Genomic DNA, 19,609 nt, shown 5'->3' on the forward strand with positions numbered 1-19,609 from the left:
CAACCATTGTGGCCAAATAACATTGGCCACGGTTGAATCTCTTTTCCAAACCAATCAGTCACTCGATAGCAATTACCAATCAGTGTACGACTGCTGGATACGTAAAGAAAACCAGATGCACAAAGTTAAACAGAAAGTGCGCTAAAACCGCACACCATAGTCGACCAGTAACATGGAAAATCAATCCGTAACCTAACCCCGCAAGCGCAGCAAATACGACAAGTAATCCACCACCAGCAATATGCGCAAACCCAAACAGAGTACTCGCTACTGCCACACCAATTTTCCAGCTAAAACGACGACTTAGTGACTGCTGTATCCACCCGCGGAATAATGCTTCTTCAGCGACACAGGTAATCATTAAGTTATTAACAGCAAATAACCACCACCAATCAGGCAGACTTAGTTCAGATTTTAAAGCCCCAAAAGAACTTGCGACAGGCAATAAGCCAAGAAGTGGAACGAGAATAAACAAAAGAGATTTAAGTTCGACTCGCTTTGCTTCCCCCAGTAACTTCGGGTAAGCGAAAAGAAGTGCAAAAAAGGCTAGTGGTTTATCCAAATTCAAATACATCGAAAACGGGATACTTTGTGGACCTGACTTAACATCATCGAGCACTTGTAGGTTATGAAACCCCGGTATGATGTGAGTAAATAACATTGCACACCAACTAAGTACTAGCGCCCAACCACAATAGTAAATCCACTTTCCTGGTTGGTTGTTAGCAAGCCTCGGTAATTGGTCAGCGGTAGCGAGCACAAACAATGAGGTAATAAACGCGATAAATTCGAGCCGCTTGACGATAAGCGCACCGACTAGAGTCACGATTACCAACAGTAACGAAACCATTTGATGTCGAGTAAAAGCCATCGCTATCGCCACCAAGAGGGGAAGACATACCCAAACAGTGCCGTCAAGAAGCATGAAAATATCCTTTTGCTGATTGCGCTTCAGTGAATCAAGGTTGAATTGTAAAGGAAAGAAATACAGACAGTAAGAGGGCTACCGTTAATCTTGGTAGCCCCTTAGGTCCTAAGGAATGATGAGTGTGTATTGACCTAAACTGAGTTTACTTGGTGTTCGCGGTTAAAAAACTTGAGAACGCTTGCCAAGACTTGTCATCCGCATCTTTACGATAGCGGTCTGAATCCCAAACGGTAAAGGCATGAGGCGCACCGCCATAGGCCACCATTTCGTGTGGAACCTTGTTCTGCTCGAGTTCGTCCGCCAACTGAGCAAATTCACTCATTGGTATGGCCTTATCAGCTGTGCCATGAAGAATAAGTACCGGAGCCTTTGTGTTTGCGTAGCTTTGATCTTCCGGTGTTTTGAGTCCTCCATGGAAAGTGACGAAGCCTTTAGCATTCATGCCTGCTCTTGCCGACTCCAATACTGCCGCACCACCAAAGCAATACCCCATCACAACCGTGTTGTCTAAATCACCACCCAGCTTCCCTGCCTCTGTTAAGCTAGCGCTCATTAACTTTCTTAACTTATCTCTGTCTTTATACAGTTCGCCTGTGTGCTGCCTTTTATCTTCCACCTTGGATGGTCGGACACCTTGACCAAAGAGATCTGCAGCAAAGACGTTGTATCCCATCTCGTTGAGCATTTTCGCTCTCTTTTCTTCATACTCGGTCAGCCCGTCCCAGTCGTGGACCAACAACACGAGCGGTGCATTATCGTCGACTTTAGCCCAATACCCTTCATAAGAAACATCGCCAACTTGGTAAACCACGTTCTCACCAGCGGAAACAGAGCAGCTGCCGACTGCTGCAAGAAGTGATAACCCAATGGGCTTGATTTTCATAATAATTCCCTTCTGTATTATGTTAATAGTGGAATAAGTAGCTTAGTACATCCTCAAAAAGGAACAGCCATTTGAAGATGAAACTTTGCGACTCGTTCAAGCCATTTATACCAGCGAAACGAACGAAATGATCAAGTTAAACAGCATCAGAGGCGTATCCTCCTAGCAGTCTTCCGTGATGTGCAAATGAGCAATGTCAGGATAACAACCCGACTTCATTTGTTCTAAACCGACAAGCAACGTGTTTATATTTTGATATGTTTAATCGCCCTAGCCCACTTTATTACACAGTTGTGAGCTTGATCTCAGCATCAATGTTCTTATCCTAATCTCGTCGTAAACGCACCAAAATGCGGCGCAATGCGACATATATGTGCATTCCGTGAGCGCTATTCTCCGATACGAAAGTCAAACAAAAGCACCATTAAATCTTGGCTAACATGAGCTGAAACGCTGTTTTCACCCCGGACCAACCCGTCCTAAAGGTTTGAAAAATTGGAGCTTTAAAGCTGAAGTCATCGTTGACAGATTTCACTGGTAAAGGAACCACTACAACTATAATAAGCCTCAACAAGGAGACCTTATGTCCTACGAAAAATCAAACCGTGCCGTTGTCTACAAAGGGCCGGGTAAAGTTGCTGTCGAGTCAATCCCATATCCGGAACTCGCGTTAGGCAATCGTAAGTGTGAACACGGCGTAATCCTTAAAGTGCTGACGACCAATATCTGTGGCAGCGACCAACATATGGTACGTGGACGTACGACCGCTGAGGAAGGCTTAGTACTCGGTCACGAAATCACGGGGATCATTTTAGAAAAAGGCCGCGATGTCGAATTTGTTGATGTAGGCGATATCGTTTCAGTACCGTTTAACATTGCTTGTGGTCGATGCCGAAACTGTAAAGCTGGTATGACTGGTATCTGTCTCAACGTAAACCCTGCTCGTCCTGGTGCGGCATACGGTTATGTTGATATGGGCGGCTGGGTCGGTGGCCAATCTGAATACGTGATGGTGCCATATGCGGACTTTAACTTGCTTAAATTCCCAGATCCGGATCAGGCAAGAGAGAAAATTCAGGATTTAACTCTGCTCTCTGATATCTTCCCAACGGGTTTCCACGGCTGTGTAACCGCTGGCGTTGGCCCGGGTTCCACCGTTTATATTGCAGGTGCAGGTCCTGTGGGTCTGGCAGCTGCAGTATCGGCTCAACTACTTGGCGCAGCTTGTGTTATCGTTGGGGACATGATCCCCGATCGTCTAGAGCAAGCACGTAGTTTTGGTTGCGAAACCATTGACCTACGCGAAGATGGCAGTATGGAAGACAAAATTGAAGCCATTCTCAATGAACGTGAGGTTGATTGTTTTGTGGACTGTGTTGGTTTCGAAGCGCATGGATGTGGCTGTGGTGGCCATACTCAAGAAGCACCAGCGACGGTACTCAACTCAGCAATGCAAGTAACTCGTGCCGGCGGTTCAATTGGCATACCTGGTCTTTATGTTACGGACGATCCGGGTGCACAGGACGAAGCAGCAAGAGAAGGTGCACTGAGCATGCGTTTTGGTCTAGGCTGGGCGAAGTCTCACTCGTTCCATACTGGTCAATGCCCGGTAATGAAGTATCACCGTGGTCTGATGCAATCAATTTTGTTCGACAAAGTGAAAATCGCTGATGCCGTCAACGTGCAAATGATTTCACTCGACCAAGCACCGCAAGGTTACGCAGATTTTGATGGTGGTGCGGCTAAGAAATTTGTCATTGACCCACACGGAGAGTTTAGCTCTTAACATCACCAGAGATAGCTCTTCAGGTATAAAAAAGCGCTCAACCAGTTAGGTTGAGCGCTTTTTTCGAAGGTAATTTATTTCACTTTTACTATTTCCGGCATTTGGTATTTTCCGCTATTAATCTCTTCGTCTGGTCCGTATAAGCGTAAAATTGAGTAGAACGGTTAACCCGGCATCCGATAAAACAAAAGGCCTTAGTCTCCACCTGCAGTCAGACTTGCCGCTTTCAATTGCTGTCTCTTCTCCATCCACTGGCTAGACCGCTTGGTGCGCTCACCAATAACCTAGGTGTCGAATCATTTAAGTCACTATGTCGACCTACTTAGATATAATATCGTATCCAGTCTTCGGCCAGATTTCCTTGACTAGATAAAGTTTTTGAACAGATACATTTCAACGGGTTTTGATTTAGTTCTAGCGCGGATCTATCTGACGTTTTTCTTCTAGTTATAATTTTAAATTATCATTTTAAAAACAAATGATAATTTTAATTAATCCGCCTATCTCCATATACTCCCTTCTGTCGAAACAAAGCTGAAAAATTAACGGTATAGGGAGCAAATTATGAAAATGAATCACGTAGGTATCATGGTTGGTGATATGGACAAAGCGGTTGAGTTCTATACTAAAGCGCTTGGTCTTCGCATTGTAATGAACAACACTAAAGTGATTGAAGAACGAGAATCTGCGATTGGCCGTATGTGCATTGCGGTGTTCGGTGAAGGTTTTAAAGGCTTTAACATCGCTCACTTGGTAACAACAGATGGTATCGGCGTTGAACTGTTTGAGATGAAAGATCGTCAAGAACGTCATGAAGTAGACTTCTCTCGCCTAGGTATCTTCCACTTCTGCTTACAGCTACCAAAAGAACAGTTTGATACGGCAATCAAACGTGTTGAAGAGTATGGCGGTAAAGTTCGTATGGACATCATGCGTTACCATCCAGAAGACGAGCTAAAACAAGCACAAATGGTTTACCTAGAAGACCCGTTTGGCAACCTGTTTGAGTTTTACTCACACTCTTACGAAGATACTTACGCTTCCGACTATGAATAAGTAAAAACGTAAAGCAAAAGGTTGGCCCTGATGCCAACCTTTTTTTTGTATTCATTCCTAGGTCAGAGATAAGGCCAAAAAAGCTAATCTCTTCTGAATAATTGTTCTTAACTCTCATCAAACTATATCAAAAGAGTTCTCGATAACTTTAATGATCTGCTCATAACGCCTAGCAAGTGGTGAATTAAGTTTGCTAATCAAGTAAACAGGCTCTTGTATATCTGCGGTAATATCAAATATTTTTAGCTGTTCTTTGTCTGCGAACAGGTTGACGCACCATCGAGGAACCACCGTAAAACCGATCCCCTTAGCAATAGGAACCAATATTTGATGCACTTGGTTAATGTAGCTTTGTGTCGAAACATCCTCTAAATCGACCAAACGAAGCAAATCATTATTCGCTTGATCAACATAAGTTTGGAAATAGTGAGCCAAATCTGGATGACGAACGACTCCCAACTCCATTAACATTTCATTTATCGGCAAGCTTTCGTCTGCGGAAAGCGGCAGCACAAGAGCAAGACATTCCGCACCAACAATACGGCTCGCGAAATATTTGGGGTTAGGCTCTTTTGTCACTAGACCTATATCCAATTTTCCCTGCAGTATCTGCTCAAATATACGTTGGTTTGGTGTTGCTTCTAACTCAATGGATAAGTCTGGATAACTCGCTTGCAAAGAAAGTAATTGTGAATAAATCAACCAAGCGAAAGTTCCCGAACAGCCAATAGTACATCGACCTCGGAAAGGTTCGTCGTGTGCCAAATTCTGTAATAACTCAAACTCTTCTTCAAAGTGTTTGACAGCATAATCGTAAACTTTACGCCCATAGATGGTTAACTCAAACTTCTTGTTAAATCTCTTTATCAGAGGATAACCGCACGCGGCTTCTAGTTTATTTATGTGCTGGCTTACCCCTGGTTGCGTCATGTGGAGTAACTCGGCCGTTTTAGTGAAGTGTCCGACATCGACCAATGTTTTAAAAGTGTTTAGCCAAATAGGATTAAGCATGATTAGTAACCAATAATTATTAATAAATGCATTTTCAATAACCATTAATTATACAGAAAACCGCCCTTGTGTCGCTATCGCTCAGAGAGAACCACAGGTTCATGACGAAGTTAAACCCGCTATAGTCAAATAGGTTAATGAAAGGTTGGAAGATTAGATTGCAAGATGGCTCATAACTTTAGAAAGACTGACTTTTAGACTTCTTCGGACAACCATTTGTATAGAAAACAACCACCAACCTCGTTTATCAGTGGATAAGTCACAAACTCTATCTTCAAGTTTTTGTATCCGTTCACCAACCTACTCTTCCCATTTCCAAGAATAATACGTGCTGTAATGCCATATATAACAATGAAAAAACACACCCTTCGTAAGCGCGCCATAAACCGCACTTTCTGACATGAAAAACATCGTCTTGTTCGACTATCAAAACAACCGTGCGAGAGCCTGTCCGATGGACTTCTTAGGCGGATACGCCGCCGATTTGCAAAGCGATGGCTATGGTGCCTAAGACAGATGCCAATGTGGGTTTCTTCGCGCACGATCGTCGTAAGTTTATGGATACGAAGAAGCTTCAGGGTAAAGATAAATCCGATAAAGCGGATGTCGCATTAGCGAAAAACCAAATCGTCCCGTGGGAGCATGGGCCGGATACAAAATAATCACTAAGAGTTTAAAATCAAAAATGATTATCTTTCACCAGCCAACAATTGACAGAATGCTTAATAAATAAGCCGCAAAACTTGATCGAGGTCAAATTGATGCTACTTTTTAAGTATGGATCCTCTGTTTTTTGGAGGACATCCATACAAGGCGAAATTGATTTTTTCATTTTCAGATAGCAGTTTTGTCATCTTCAGGTAGCAGAAAGCTTGCAAGATTGTGACAAAGATTACTATCAGGATGATTTTAAGAACAAATGAATCGGAACTTAGTCTTTGTGTGTGCCTAATATCCTGTTCATTGTAAGGTGCTATTATGAAAGCGTTAATAACAATCGTATGTATGTTTTTTGCGTTTACCGCGTCTGCTGGTGAACGGATAGTTCAAAATAACAAGACACTATATTCGGATACATTTGCTAGTAAGCAGGAAGCGATAGATGCTGGCTTTAATATGTATGACGCACTGGCGAACGCAAACGATAACCAGTTACGCTGGAAACTAAACCCTTCTGGTCAGACTGTCATCGGAAGCAGTATGCATGTAGAAAGTGCTAAAGTGAGGGTTGAGGAAATACCTGTATCTCGAGGTACTATTCAATATCGTGCTGTTGTTGACGTTGATTTCAACTACAAAGTTAGAGAAGGTAGTCGCTAACCTTCCCTTCAGTTATCTGAATTAATAAAAGGCGAATAACTCATTGAGTTATTCGCCTTTTCTATTTGGGTATCTTCAGATGGCATTAGTTTAAACTAACAAATTTTTCTGTATTACCCGTTTCTTTTGCAGCTTTAAATTCTTTCGAAATACGTTCTAACTCTAAAAATGCATAGCTATGCTCATTATAACTGCATACGTTCAAAGATATAGCTAACTTGTACACTGACAGAGCTCGGTTCATGTCTCCATGTTCCATGTAGTACTTACCTAAATAAAAATAAGCTTCAGTAAGTCGCTGTGCCATCACTTTATTGTCTGCTGTGCTATTAGTAACCAGTTTGACTGCATTTTCTTCCGATATTTCGTTCAGCAGTATACCTGCTAACACCCAACCCCATTCATCGGTTCGGTTTTTATAACTCTCTTGTAACTTTGCCGTTGCTGAAGGCTTATCAACGTCAGATTCTATAATATATAACCAGATGGCACGGAAAGGATCATTGGGGCTGTCCTCATGGAAAGCTTTCATATCTTCCAGTGCAAGTTCTGGTCTTCCTCCATAATAAAGTGCAATTGCACGGTTATATATGGCTTGCTTATTATTCGGATCCAACTCAAGAGATGAATAAAATGCGTCATAGGCAGCATCAAACTGACTAAGTTGGGTGTAGTACATCCCAAGCAGATTATAGATATCAGGTTGTCGTGGGTTTATCTGCAGTGACTTGGCATAGTCTGTACTAGCTAAATCTCTTAGCCCTATCTGATCGTAATAGAGGCCTCGTTTTAAATAGATTTCGGCACGAGATTCGTCGTTAAGTTCTTTATCTGTCAGGAGATGATTTAGTTTTGCAATGTTAGCCTCTGCCATTGCATTCGGTTGCAATGGTACAGCCATAGCTGGATAAACTAATTGTTGTTCATTTCGGGTTGAGCTTGCTTGGGAAATATCTTCATCAACAGGGTTACATCCTGTCAAAACAATCAGCGCACCTAAACTATAAAACTTATACCATTTGACCATATCTTTACTCCAATTTTACTCCCAGAATCAGTTTGGGAGTCAACTGAGCACCTTTATAGCACAAAAAATAACCAATTTTCTAGTTATTAATTAAATACTCAATAAGAGAATTTGTTGTTACTGTGATAAGACCCATAAATCTAGACACTGTATTGATTAGAAAAAGTATCTTGGGCCATGAGTCAAATCAGTTACTTTACCAATAGAACCGCCATGCGCTTGCTTTCTCAACCACACTAGAGTCTCTTTCCTATCACATTCTAACCATCTTATGTGATGCTGCTTCGGGATCGACAGAACCCTAAATTCAGAGTGATTAAATACCGTGAAACACGTAACTTTCCCTTAATAGCTTTCTGACGTTTGTTCTGCTAGTCGAGCATAAAGGGGAGCTGAGTTTCATCGAGGTTTAACTCAGCACTAAAGAAATGAACAAATAGTCTTATTTGATATCCGATGAACTTTGGACAAGATTAGAACCGTAAAGAGAGAAGGCATAGGTGGTGACCATCTATGCCTTTAGTACTAGATTCTGTTAACCGATCAGAGCGGGAATACCCGGAAGCTGACCAACTACAGCAAGGGAACCTGCGCAAATGATAAAGGCAACGCCAGGAATCAGGTATTTATCTTTGCTCGATAGCTCGTTGGCACGCTCATGGTCGCCGATAAGTCCGAGGTTATCCAGCAGCATAGTGATCGCCCAACCAAAGACTGGGTTAACGAATGCACAGGCAAAAATACAGATACCTGCACTGAGTGAATCTTTATGCTTATGGATCATCTGCATACCCGCTTCAAGAAGTGGTAAGAATACCCCTACAATTAGAGCAACGCGTAGAACAGGCTCCCACATCGCTAGATCCATCGGGTAACCAATGACAGCTGCGGCAATACACATTAAGCCAGTTAACAGCGCGCCGCCAGGAATAGGACGTTTGGCAATTGCGGCCGGAATCATGTACGTCCCCCAAGAAGAAGCTAGGTTACCGCCACCTAATAGTGAGCCAACACCCTGACGAACAGACGCTCCGACCATAGTGTCGTCGACATCCATTAGTACGCCTTTTGCTTCTTTTGGGTAGTTAAGTTCTTGAAAAACACGGTGACCGAGGTAGTCAGGAGACCACATAGCGACTGCTAGTAGAGCAAATGGAGTAACGGCAATAAAGTGCTCCAGGGTTGGCCAGCCTAGTTGCCATCCGGTATCTTCACCCCACCAGTAGAATGGACTGAAATTAGGCAGGCCTGGCTCAGTGGTAAAAGCAAACTCAGCGCCCATAACATAAGCGACAATACCCGCTAGTGCGGAACACAGTGGGATTGCTAACCAACGTTTGTTGATCTTGGCTAAGTAGGCATAAACCAACACAGTTAGACCAATGACCACAAACGAGATGTAACTTTGGTCCGCACTTGCAGCCCACGCTTCAGTCTTATTAATCTGTCCGATCAACCCCACTGCGCCGAGGTAGATCAGCAACCCACCTCGAACCCCAATGCCAGTCAGGGTCATGAGTTTAGAACCGCCTTTAGTAAAAGCGAGAATTAAACCAAAAGCACATACCATCAAACCGAGAGCCAGAGGATGTCCCCCTGCGGCAGCAATCATAGGAATCAGCGGTATCATTGGGCCGTGGGTACCGGCTAAGTTTGCGTTCGGGTTTAGGATTGCAGAAAACAGGATAACGAACAGAGCACCCGCAATAAGCAGCTCGTAACGCACGTTTTCTGCAACGAACTCCGGAGATAAACCGAACTGAGCCGCAAAAGCGGCAACCATGGCGGTCACCATAACCACTTTACCAATGGTGGCGGCTAATGCAGGTACCCAATCTTCGATTTCAATACTGTAATCACGTGAAGGCAAATGAATACCCCAGCGACGAAAGCTCATGACGGTTAAATCATGGTTTAGAAAGTCTTCTCGGTTTTCAAATTCATGCGGTTTTTTGCGCACATCCCTGTAAAAAGTCTTACTTGTGTCAGACATTGAGTTATCCTTTGTTATGTTTCGAAGCTGAACTATGTCAACTAGAGTTTCGCTTGGTGTACTGACCTTCGACCAATACGAGACAACATCCTAGGTGCTTTCGAGTACCTTTATTGATATGAGCTTATTAAGCATGTGTTGCTATCGGTAGGAATATTAGACATTAGTAAAAGGACAACAAAAATCTCACTTATTAAACATTAAGTTAACATTACATTAGGGCGCTTCGATCTTTGTGAGCAATTTTCGAACGGAAAACCAAGGGGAATGGTCTTAACTCCAACTGGTGTTTGTATGCTAAAACCTACGCTTTTTGGGGACGTTATGGCTTCAATTCAGGTGCGTTGTCGATTTTTCCTTCAGTTTGAAGACGTTAGTAAGTCATGGTGTGAAAGAAAAATTGTTGAAATGGTAATCAATAGCTCTGGTGTAAGAGATACTTGACGTGTCTTGAACGTTGCTTACAACACGGGCTTGCGTACTTTAAAAACTCTCACCAAGGCAAGTAACCACTATACCGTTTAATATCGCTAATATTTAACTGATGAGCCTTACCCTATCCAATTAGATTAATATACTCTAACTATCTGATATGGGGCATGTAACTAATCGAATTACATATTTTGGCGACTTACTTAACACAACCTGCATTTTTTCAAGGTAGAAAACATCACGCCAGCAGCGAAAGGGATAATTTTACTAATGCAAATACGTATGAAAGGAATCGAATGGATTTTTTACTCTAACTGATTTCGGTGCAAAATGATTTAAGGCACAACCGCAAATCGCTTGAGCCTTAAAGAATCACTTCTTCATCATCTTCGCTAAATCAGCAAATGGATTGTATGTCGCTCCTTGGTGTTCATCTTCACCTGGTTTTATTTCGCTGCCGTAACGTTCATGCTCTAGGTACTTACTATGCTCATTATCGTGGCAATACAGACATAGCAACTCCCAGTTGCTGCCATCTTCTGGATTATTCGTATGGTCATGATCTTTGTGATGAACCGTTAATTCGCGCAGATTTGAATACACAAACTCTCGAGCACACCTTCCGCATACCCAAGGATAGAGCTTCAGTGCCTTCTCGCGATAACCAGCTTCTTTACGTGCATAACTGGCACTGGTTCCGTAATAATCTGATGCCATAGATGTACCCTCACGTGTTATTTAAGATAAGATGCTAGCACGTGCGCAAATCGCACGTGCTAAGTATCATGTTCTATATAAAACCTTTACCACATGCCAGCCAAATTTTGTTTTTACCAAATGCGGGGTTAGCACTTCACCTGAAAAACAAACTTTGTCGAACTGAGGCACCATTTGCCCACGACGAAACTCACCAAGATCACCTCCGCGTTTTCCAGACGGGCAAGTCGAGTATTTCTTTGCCAGTGTCTGAAATTTAGCCCCTTTTTTAAGTTGCTTGATGATGTCTTCTGCTTGTTCTTTGTGTTTCACAAGAATATGCAATGCGGCTGCTGTATTTGCCATCTGTTTATCTCTCGCTGTTCTGTTAGCGCAAGTTTACCGAATACACCCGATCACGCCAAACATTTCTCTCACCACGCCTACAGGGAAGCTCTATTTGTGTTTTGTTAACACGAGCTGAGCGGAATTTGAGCATTCTCACATCTGCAAAGCTAATAGAATGAATGAAAACTTAACTTTTCGGTGTAGGGCTGTTGATGCCGCCGGTTTATCCGATTAGATTAGAGGTAATCATTTGGTATTTATAAGGTTATTTCATGGCAAAAGTCGTTAGCAAAGCGAATCAATCTCAGGGGATGTTAGTATTCAAGCTTACCCTGCAACAATACTTCGCGATAGGCACTCTTAAAGTCCGTGAAATTGTTCCGTACATGCCGACCACGAAGATCCCATACTCCCACCAGCACGTAATAGGCACTGTGACGATTCGCAACCTAACCGTGCCTGTGATTGATATGTCCGCAGCCGTCGGGTTCCGGCCGATTCAGGAAGAAGAGTACCAAAGCTGTTACTTGATTGTGACCGACTGCCTGAGAACCGTTGTTGCCTTTATGGTTCGAAGCATTGAAAAAATCATTGATTGTGACTGGAAAACGATAGAGTCACCACCCGAGAGCGCTGGTCAAAATATTTTTGTCACGGGCATTACTCAGTATGAAAACAAAATGGTTCAAATGCTGGATGTCGAATTGCTATTGTCCAAGATCTATCCGCAATATGAGCATTCAAAAATTCCAATGCTGACTGACGTAGAGCGTGAACGCTTAAAAGCTCTCAATATCTTACTCGTTGACGATTCTTCGATTGCACGTAAGCAACTTAGTGATGCATTAGACAGCATTAACATCCCGTACCAGATCAGCAAAAATGGCGCAGATGCGTTGCAATTAATGAGAGACCAAGCAGCACTGCATAGCCCAATTGATTTATTGGTCAGTGATATTGAAATGCCGGGACTGGATGGGTACGAGCTGGCGTTCGAAGTACAAAATGACTCGGCACTCAACCACTCGTACCGTATTCTACATACTTCTCTTTCCAGTGAGATCTGTGTTGATCGAGCCCACCAAGTGGGTGCGCACGAGGCTCTGGTAAAGTTTAACGCTGGTGAGTTGATTGAAGCCATGTTGCGAGGCGCGAAGGAGATTGAAGCTAAAGCAATGGCTTCATGATGGTAGTTCAAATAGCGGGGGATACAGAGCAACTGTGCCCCCTAGATGGTTTGATGTTATCTAGTAAGTCTTTAAATTTTCTGATGCCCTTTCTCTAAATGGACAAAATCAACAAGATCATCACTAGAAACCTGATATGCCTGACCGAAGCCTTTCACGAACAGGCCTTTTTCCGCTTTTAGATTGAACAAAACGAAATCCTCTAGGTTGCTCAAACCATCAATAATCTCTCCGAAACGTGCTTTCATCTGAGCAACAATTTGTTGCCAAAGCTCGGTGTCACGCTCCACAACGATTGCAACCGCATCAAACGTCAAGCGCTTACGTGCAAAGATTTGACCAGAAGAACCTTCATCTTCAATCATCATCAGAGAGACATTGGGGTTCTCTAACAAGTTACGTGCATGACGAGCGAGCTGCGAAATGAGAACAAAGTAACCTTGCTGGTTTTGTACAAACGGGGCGTAACTGACGTTAGGTCGGCCTTCCGCATCGACAGTGGCTAGCTGCAATGTTCTACGCTCCTGACGAAACGCTTTGATTTCCGAACCCAGACGGTCCTGCAGGCGCTCTTGTTTCACTTGTTGATTCATTGTAATTCCTGACGATCTCTACCGCTGTGATTGGTATTATAGCCGTGGAACACTGGCTTAGTGGATAAAACTTCTTAATGCAAAAAGTGCTGGGGCCAAAAACATAAAGCCCCGCTGGTTTCTAGCAGGGCTTGCTTAATTCTCTATCGGTTATTTACTCATTTGAATTAGAGAACGACCAATCAACCACTCGAGTTCTTTGTCACCACCATCACCAAATTGGTTGTCGACCATCTTATACAGGCGATCAATACCATTCGTTGCAAACTCATGGGCATTTTCAGTGGCTACGATGTGATGAAACAGGAGTTTTAGAATAGCCACAAATTCAGCATTTTCCAGCGCTGTCATCCAGCTATCCGAAAACGTCTCCAACCCTTTATCAAACCTTAAGTGCTCAACAAACATTTTAAATATGCGAGCATCGAGCGCTGCGGTAAAATCTGTTTTTTTAGGGAAGTGATGACTAATACCTGTACGTGATACACCCGTCTGCTGACTCAGCGTTGTGTACGACATTTTGTCATAACCAAGTCTAAGCAACTGGTCAACGACGGCATCCATGATCTTCTGGATAGTTATTTCGGTATCTTCTTTACTACGCTTTGGCATATTTTAAGCTCTTCTTTTTTAAATCCATCTAACTCACAACTCAACGAGGCCAGATTGAAATCATCCTCAGTTTTATTACTGTGCTTCCTAATCTAAACTCGGACCTTTGTCATAGCGATAAAGTACTGCGCAATAGCCAACATACCGGGACAGGCTAATCAGCGTATACCACACGTTCCCCAGATGAAAAGATAACGACATCAAGGTGTTGCACCAGACCATCAATTAAAGTCACTCAGGTGTTAAGAATGATAATCATGTAGAGTTATTCAATCAATAAATACTCTTATAAATTGTTCCCCAGTTCAACTGACCAAGCACAAAACTCGTTCGTAACTAGTGTAATTACTCTTAAATATTGATATATATCACATTAGGTATATCCACCTAGCCCCCAACTGATAGATAAACCCTTCAATCTGTGTGCTTTTTATGCAAATTCATTCATTTTTGTAGATAGAGATCAAATACCTGCTAGAATACCCTTAGTTTTTACAAGAGGATTCGTTATGAGCATCGAATTAGAAGGAAACCAAGTCTGCGAAGCATGTGGCTGTGCGGGTGAAATTGGCTTTGTCATCAAAGAAGGCGACGAAGTTGCCGACGTAACGATTTTCGCAGAGTCTAAAGTAGCCCTAGAATCTGGGTTAGCAGACTACATTGAATTGGCTAAATCCGTATGTACCAACGTTGAATATAATGTCAGTGAAATCACAGAAGAGTCTAAAGAAGCGTCAGCCCGTTTCAAGTTCGAAGTCAGTGCAGAAAAGCTGATCTTTGAATTGAAAACTCGTACATTAAGGCGTTAATCCTATTCCAAAGCGAGCACTCTGCTCGCTTTCTAATTACTTCCATGTAAGTTGTTACTTTCCTTCAAGTGTTAACACTTGGAATAGCCGCAATTCGCGCTTTGATATATGCTTTTGAGGTTTTATCTCTAGTAAAGTCATCAGCCATGCGTTTCACTCTACTTATTATTGCACTGACAACATTCAACACTCCTTCTGTTGCGTACGAGCTGGATTACTACACCAAGTTTGGTTACCTAGACAACTATGGCAACCTTGATCTGCGCAACAAGCCCTATACTCAATTACCATCTGATTTGTCTATTAAAGGCAACCTGAACATTTCCCAAACGTCTATCACCCAGCTACCTAAAGGCCTCAATGTCGGGGGCAGTTTAGAGGCAACAAACAGCGCACTTAAAACCATCAGGCCAAATATCAAAATAAAAGGTTATGCAAACGTATTAGGTAGCCAAATCGAAAACTGGCCAAAAGGCGTAAAACTCGGCGGATATTTGAACCTTACTGACACACCACTAAAAAAACTTCCGGTAAGACTGCGTGTCTATGGTGATTTAAGTGTCATTCGCACACCATTAACGGCTTTACCGGATGGCTTAATCGTCGATGGACATCTTTACATTGGAGGCTCAGCACTCACAGCATTTCCGGACAATATGACGGTGAAAGGAAATATATTTCTGGGCGGGAATCAAATAACTAAGTGGCCAAGTAACTTGACCTTAGGTGGCACTGTCGCACCTTAAAAGGATTAAAAAACCTCGGGACAGAGCCCGAGGCGTATTGATTCAGAAATAAACCAACCAATGCTACTCTTGATTGTTTACAGGGTTGGCATAACTCGCGACAAGGAAAGGACGTGCACCTTCTGGCAATTCTTCAAGCTTATCAGCCAATTGACGTTTTACCTTTTCAGGCACGCCTGAATCATCGCGGCCAGCGGCGAGCAAATTGATTGGATAAAGTCGGTAATTGTTGTGAATTTGACGGTCGACCTCAGCAGCAAGAGACTCTGGTGTTTCAAACTCTTGCTCAATCACATCGCCGAAAGCCACATGAATGCGTCCTTTGTAACCAATAATACCTTGAATGATACTTTCAATATCTTCAAATTCACCTTTCTCATAACGGCCACTTTCTGCTTTGGCAAATAACTCTTTCGCCTTCGCAAGGTCACAAGGGTCGTTCTCGTAAGAGATAGATACAGGCACTATTTTCAAAGAGCGAGTGTATTCTCCAAAGCTAATTTTTTGCTTGCGACCTTCGACATGAAACATTTTCAGAATGGCAGGATCTGTGAAGTCGTTACCGTCTTTTGCTCGGCCTTCCTTTTGTGCGATCCAAATAGAGTTGCCCGTATCAAGAGAATGTTTGATGTAACTCGACAGCTGTCCTAACGCTTTCATCATTTCTCGTGGTGCTTTCGCTGAACGCTTAACAATAAAGCTCTTGTTCAATCGCATCAGCTCCGTCGTACAAGGCTTCTTGAGAAGGTTATCACCAATTGCAATGCGAACGGTACGGTGGTCAGTCTGGTGTAAACCATAATTAACCAACGCAGGATCCATCGCGATATCACGGTGGTTAGAAATGAATAAGTAAGAGGTATTTTTATCCAACTTATCTAAACCAGAAAAAGTGACGCCATCCGTTGTCTTTTTCAGCGTATCTTCAAGATACTTTTTCACTTCGATCTGAATCGCTTCTACAGAATCAAGCTTGCTCCACTTTGCTTTGAGGTAAAGGCGAACAATCGGGCTCATAAGAGTTTTAAACCATCCTGCTTTGTTGGCAAAACGGTGATCAAGAATCGCGGTGATAAATTCATCATCTTGGATTAGACGGTCCAGCGCTGCTGGAATTTCTTCGTCATTATAAGGACGAATTTCAATATAAGGGTCGGTATTGGCAGTCATTATTCATTACATATCTAAAAAAGCTGGCACATTTTACGCATAGTTTTAGTGTATAGCAGCATTTTAGCTCATACTTTTCTCATGGTCATACCAGTTCACCTAAAAATAGTGTGGCTAAAAATTTTTTTTAACCGGTTGGAATCCGGTAGGTTTAGCGTTACGCTTAGCGCCCAAAAATCACTGGTAATAATAATGAACTACGCAATTGAATTTCACGACACTAATTACCCTTTTCTTAATGTTACTGCGCGCAAAAAAGCGCTAAAGCACAGTTTGTTATCTGTGATTGAAGGATTAGTGATCATTAAATTGGGTAAGCATGAGTATGCCATTGAACCGGGTCAGTTTTTTTGGATTCCTCAGGGATGTTTGAGCTCCCTCACCTTTTTACCTAATACTCGTGTTCATTGCTGTAATTTTTCTGTGCGTTTGCGTGATGACTTTTCTCAGCAAGCAGGGTTCATTAAACCATCAGTCTTACTCAAAGCTTTACTCGACAAGTTGTCGACAGTCGAATCGCGCTCGGATGTCCAACTAGACTTGCTTGCTGTTATAAAGCACGAAGTTGGGATGATTTCTCCCGCTCTATCTAGCTCGACATTAAGCAAAGCTATTAATCAGTGGGAGCCTGGGTGTGAAGTAAGTATCTCAAGAGAGCTATGTCTAGTCCTCACGCTGCGAGAAGCAAGAAAGATGAAGTTATCAGGGAAAAAAGATGCTGATATTGTAGAAGCACTTTTTGCAGGAAATCGCGAAGAGTATGAGCAACTTTGTTTCTTGGTCTTTGGTGAGCCTTTATAACTATTCACTAAACTTTATCACTACTCACTAAATTCGCTTATACGCTAAGTAGCATCCGTCCAAAAAACTAAGTAACGTCCGTCCAAAAAACAAGAAGCGTACATCATCTAAGGTACGCTTTTTAAATTGTTCAAAATGGCACTTCGATCTGCATCATCCAGTCAGCATCATAGTAATCATGCCAACGATAATCCAAACGCACTCTGGGCTCACCATCGCCTTTGTCACCAAAACCTATGCTAAACATCAGACCGTGATTACGAATCCACTCTTCCGTAGTCATTTTACTTTCGTCTTCTAGGAGATCTTCAGGCATCCAGATCCCAAGACCAAAGTAGTTCTTCTCTAGATTTTGAGTAAGGATAGGTGTTTCGTGCGGTGTAAACGCCCACTCTTCCCAATAACTTTTCGTGGGCCCATCCAGTTCGACTTCTGGTGCATACCAATTCAAAGTGTCAGCACTTAATACGTCAGCGCTGTCAAATAATTCTTCACAAATAGGCATGGTATTGTCAGCAAAAACGACAGATCGATCAGAAAAATAGTTACATGCTAAACTGGCTTGCGAATTTACAAGCAGTACGCACGTACTAAATACGGCTAATCTGACCATGAACATTTAACCTCTCAGTTACCAGATAAAGTTTCTCTATATAAACCTTCGTGGAGCAATAGTTCACTGACTGTTAACGTAGTAAAGGCGCTGATGTCTTTTCCTTCCATCAACGCTTTTCGAATATCTGTACTTCTAATTTTTATTTTTTCAGGACACGCCATAACGGTCCAGCGCTCAGTAATTTCCTGTGCTTTATAAAATTTAGCAAATTTAAAGAAATTGTCAGGGCCAATGACAAAAGTTAGATCGTCCGTCGAATGAATTTCTTGAATTTTGTTTAATAACGCATAGGTCGTCACACTTTGTCCAGGCTGGTATAAAGCTTGCTCCACGTTCGAGCGCTGAACATTAGAAAGCCCGATATCTTTGATAAACGCATCGACCAACTTGCACCGGGTTGGGTAATCCAACATTTCCTTGCCCCAAGCGTGTGCGATGCTAGGTTCAAGAAGCACAAGATCAAAGTGGCCCAAAGACTCGATAACACTTTTGTGGCCTAAGCTAGGTGGATTAAATGCGCTACCAAAAATGGCAATTTTTTTCATATCCAGCGATTACCTGATTTAAGAGAGTTTTCTAATTTGATGATTTCGGTATGATACTACTAATCTTTATAGCTTTTTGACACCTAAGTGATGTTTGTGAGCCTCAATTGGATAGTTTGTCACCATTTGTAAGTAATCAAGCAATCGCTTTTACTGGTTTTGGTAAATACCAACGCTGTTGGTGTCTGATATATTTGCAGGAAAAGGAACCCTAAATGGAACAATCCATCCGTGATGAAATGCGAGTACTCCCTTCTATTGATCCGCATTTCGAAATTGAACGCCGTGTTGCTTTTATAAAGCGTAAACTACAAGAAGCAGGTTGTAAGTCACTCGTGCTTGGCATCAGTGGCGGTGTTGACTCAACCACGTGTGGTCGCCTTGCCCAACTTGCAGTCAATGAACTCAATGAAGCGAGTGGTAGTAACGACTACCAATTCATCGCGGTTCGTCTGCCTTACGGTGAGCAAAAAGATGAGGATGAGGCACAACTTGCCTTATCGTTCATTGAACCGACTCACTCTGTGTCAGTAAACATCAAACAAGGTGTAGACGGTATGCACGCCGCTTCTAGCTTTGCACTAGAGGGAACTGGCCTTCTACCAACCGACGCGGCAAAAGTAGACTTTGTGAAAGGCAACGTAAAAGCGCGTGCCCGAATGGTCGCACAATACGAAATTGCTGGCTACGTTGGCGGTTTAGTGCTGGGAACCGATCACTCGGCAGAAAACATTACTGGCTTCTACACGAAGTTTGGTGATGGTGCTTGTGACCTTGCTCCTTTGTTTGGTTTGAGCAAACGTCAAGTGCGTGAGGTAGCGGCAACATTAGGCGCACCAGAACTTCTAGTGAAAAAGACACCAACAGCAGATTTAGAAGAGCTTGCGCCGCAAAAAGCGGACGAAGATGCGTTGAATCTGTCTTACGAACAAATTGATGACTTCCTAGAAGGCAAACCAGTGCCTCAACAAGTGAGTGACCGTCTGGTTGCTATTTACAAAGCTACGCAGCACAAACGTCAGCCTATCCCTACGATTTACGACTAAATCA

At 42.7% G+C, this 19,609-nt stretch carries 20 protein-coding genes and 1 pseudogene; 9 read left to right on the forward strand and 12 right to left on the reverse strand.

Annotation, left to right across the window (positions count from 1 at the left end):
- Window positions 1-79: 79 nt before the first annotated feature.
- Both L3V31_RS00715 and L3V31_RS00720 read right to left on the reverse strand, forming a co-directional pair.
- Window positions 80-925 (reverse strand): CPBP family intramembrane glutamic endopeptidase, encoded by an 846-nt coding sequence (locus L3V31_RS00715; RefSeq protein WP_237313831.1) that lies wholly within the window; start codon window positions 923-925, stop codon window positions 80-82.
- 145 nt (window positions 926-1,070) lie between these two features.
- On the reverse strand, window positions 1,071-1,811 hold the full coding sequence (locus tag L3V31_RS00720; protein WP_237313833.1) for a dienelactone hydrolase family protein: 741 nt from the start codon (window positions 1,809-1,811) through the stop codon (window positions 1,071-1,073).
- 583 nt (window positions 1,812-2,394) lie between these two features.
- Here L3V31_RS00720 and fdhA point away from each other — a divergent pair.
- Both fdhA and L3V31_RS00730 read left to right on the forward strand, forming a co-directional pair.
- Complete coding sequence (gene fdhA, locus L3V31_RS00725) at window positions 2,395-3,597, forward strand: formaldehyde dehydrogenase, glutathione-independent (RefSeq protein ID WP_237313835.1); 1,203 nt, start codon at window positions 2,395-2,397, stop codon at window positions 3,595-3,597.
- A gap of 564 nt (window positions 3,598-4,161) precedes the next feature.
- Window positions 4,162-4,653 (forward strand): VOC family protein, encoded by a 492-nt coding sequence (locus L3V31_RS00730; protein WP_065303750.1) that lies wholly within the window; start codon window positions 4,162-4,164, stop codon window positions 4,651-4,653.
- Between the two features lie 117 nt (window positions 4,654-4,770).
- On the opposite strand, the gene L3V31_RS00735 is transcribed toward L3V31_RS00730, so the two are convergent.
- On the reverse strand, window positions 4,771-5,664 hold the full coding sequence (locus L3V31_RS00735; protein WP_237313837.1) for a LysR family transcriptional regulator: 894 nt from the start codon (window positions 5,662-5,664) through the stop codon (window positions 4,771-4,773).
- A gap of 391 nt (window positions 5,665-6,055) precedes the next feature.
- Between L3V31_RS00735 and L3V31_RS00740 the strand changes: the two are divergent.
- Window positions 6,056-6,290, forward strand: a pseudogene (locus L3V31_RS00740) (transposase); the annotation flags it as partial.
- Window positions 6,291-6,642: 352 nt separating this feature from the next.
- Window positions 6,643-6,984: a DUF3316 domain-containing protein gene (locus L3V31_RS00745; protein WP_237313839.1), complete on the forward strand. Its 342-nt coding sequence runs from the start codon at window positions 6,643-6,645 to the stop codon at window positions 6,982-6,984.
- Between the two features lie 85 nt (window positions 6,985-7,069).
- Here the strand turns inward: L3V31_RS00745 and nlpI are convergent, their stop codons facing one another.
- The 4 genes from nlpI to ppiC form a co-directional block, all read right to left on the reverse strand.
- Complete coding sequence (nlpI, locus tag L3V31_RS00750) at window positions 7,070-8,011, reverse strand: lipoprotein NlpI (protein ID WP_237313841.1); 942 nt, start codon at window positions 8,009-8,011, stop codon at window positions 7,070-7,072.
- Window positions 8,012-8,546: 535 nt separating this feature from the next.
- On the reverse strand, window positions 8,547-10,004 hold the full coding sequence (locus tag L3V31_RS00755; protein ID WP_237313844.1) for a DUF3360 domain-containing protein: 1,458 nt from the start codon (window positions 10,002-10,004) through the stop codon (window positions 8,547-8,549).
- Between the two features lie 804 nt (window positions 10,005-10,808).
- Window positions 10,809-11,153 (reverse strand): YajD family HNH nuclease, encoded by a 345-nt coding sequence (locus tag L3V31_RS00760; protein ID WP_182009061.1) that lies wholly within the window; start codon window positions 11,151-11,153, stop codon window positions 10,809-10,811.
- A 66-nt stretch (window positions 11,154-11,219) separates the two neighbouring features.
- On the reverse strand, window positions 11,220-11,498 hold the full coding sequence (ppiC, locus tag L3V31_RS00765; protein WP_005375342.1) for a peptidylprolyl isomerase PpiC: 279 nt from the start codon (window positions 11,496-11,498) through the stop codon (window positions 11,220-11,222).
- A gap of 254 nt (window positions 11,499-11,752) precedes the next feature.
- Here ppiC and L3V31_RS00770 point away from each other — a divergent pair, with 254 nt between their 5' ends.
- A complete protein-coding gene (locus tag L3V31_RS00770; protein WP_237313846.1) occupies window positions 11,753-12,667 on the forward strand; it encodes a chemotaxis protein in 915 nt (304 codons plus the stop codon).
- A gap of 71 nt (window positions 12,668-12,738) precedes the next feature.
- Here the strand turns inward: L3V31_RS00770 and hutZ are convergent, their stop codons facing one another.
- On the reverse strand, window positions 12,739-13,260 hold the full coding sequence (gene hutZ, locus L3V31_RS00775; RefSeq protein ID WP_237313848.1) for a heme utilization protein HutZ: 522 nt from the start codon (window positions 13,258-13,260) through the stop codon (window positions 12,739-12,741).
- A 150-nt stretch (window positions 13,261-13,410) separates the two neighbouring features.
- The gene (locus L3V31_RS00780; protein WP_237313850.1) at window positions 13,411-13,872 is read right to left on the reverse strand and encodes a TetR/AcrR family transcriptional regulator; all 462 of its coding nucleotides are present in this window, start codon (window positions 13,870-13,872) and stop codon (window positions 13,411-13,413) included.
- Between the two features lie 509 nt (window positions 13,873-14,381).
- Between L3V31_RS00780 and L3V31_RS00785 the strand changes: the two genes are divergently transcribed.
- Both L3V31_RS00785 and L3V31_RS00790 read left to right on the forward strand, forming a co-directional pair.
- Complete coding sequence (locus L3V31_RS00785; RefSeq protein ID WP_237313852.1) at window positions 14,382-14,681, forward strand: DUF406 family protein; 300 nt, start codon at window positions 14,382-14,384, stop codon at window positions 14,679-14,681.
- 146 nt (window positions 14,682-14,827) lie between these two features.
- The gene (locus tag L3V31_RS00790) at window positions 14,828-15,427 is read left to right on the forward strand and encodes a hypothetical protein (protein ID WP_237313855.1); all 600 of its coding nucleotides are present in this window, start codon (window positions 14,828-14,830) and stop codon (window positions 15,425-15,427) included.
- A 63-nt stretch (window positions 15,428-15,490) separates the two neighbouring features.
- Here the strand turns inward: L3V31_RS00790 and L3V31_RS00795 are convergent, their stop codons facing one another.
- A complete protein-coding gene (locus L3V31_RS00795; protein WP_237313856.1) occupies window positions 15,491-16,597 on the reverse strand; it encodes a 1-acyl-sn-glycerol-3-phosphate acyltransferase in 1,107 nt (368 codons plus the stop codon).
- Window positions 16,598-16,789: 192 nt separating this feature from the next.
- On the opposite strand from L3V31_RS00795, the gene L3V31_RS00800 reads away from it, so the two are divergent.
- A complete protein-coding gene (locus L3V31_RS00800; RefSeq protein ID WP_237313858.1) occupies window positions 16,790-17,398 on the forward strand; it encodes an AraC family ligand binding domain-containing protein in 609 nt (202 codons plus the stop codon).
- Between the two features lie 130 nt (window positions 17,399-17,528).
- On the opposite strand, the gene L3V31_RS00805 is transcribed toward L3V31_RS00800, so the two are convergent.
- Both L3V31_RS00805 and L3V31_RS00810 read right to left on the reverse strand, forming a co-directional pair.
- Complete coding sequence (locus L3V31_RS00805; protein ID WP_237314527.1) at window positions 17,529-18,011, reverse strand: hypothetical protein; 483 nt, start codon at window positions 18,009-18,011, stop codon at window positions 17,529-17,531.
- Window positions 18,012-18,025: 14 nt separating this feature from the next.
- Complete coding sequence (locus tag L3V31_RS00810) at window positions 18,026-18,559, reverse strand: nicotinate-nicotinamide nucleotide adenylyltransferase (protein WP_237313860.1); 534 nt, start codon at window positions 18,557-18,559, stop codon at window positions 18,026-18,028.
- A gap of 215 nt (window positions 18,560-18,774) precedes the next feature.
- Between L3V31_RS00810 and nadE the strand changes: the two genes are divergently transcribed.
- The gene (gene nadE, locus L3V31_RS00815; protein WP_237313862.1) at window positions 18,775-19,605 is read left to right on the forward strand and encodes an ammonia-dependent NAD(+) synthetase; all 831 of its coding nucleotides are present in this window, start codon (window positions 18,775-18,777) and stop codon (window positions 19,603-19,605) included.
- Window positions 19,606-19,609 lie beyond the last annotated feature (4 nt).

Source organism: Vibrio sp. J1-1 (assembly GCF_021728395.1).
Taxonomy (GTDB): Bacteria; Pseudomonadota; Gammaproteobacteria; order Enterobacterales; family Vibrionaceae; genus Vibrio.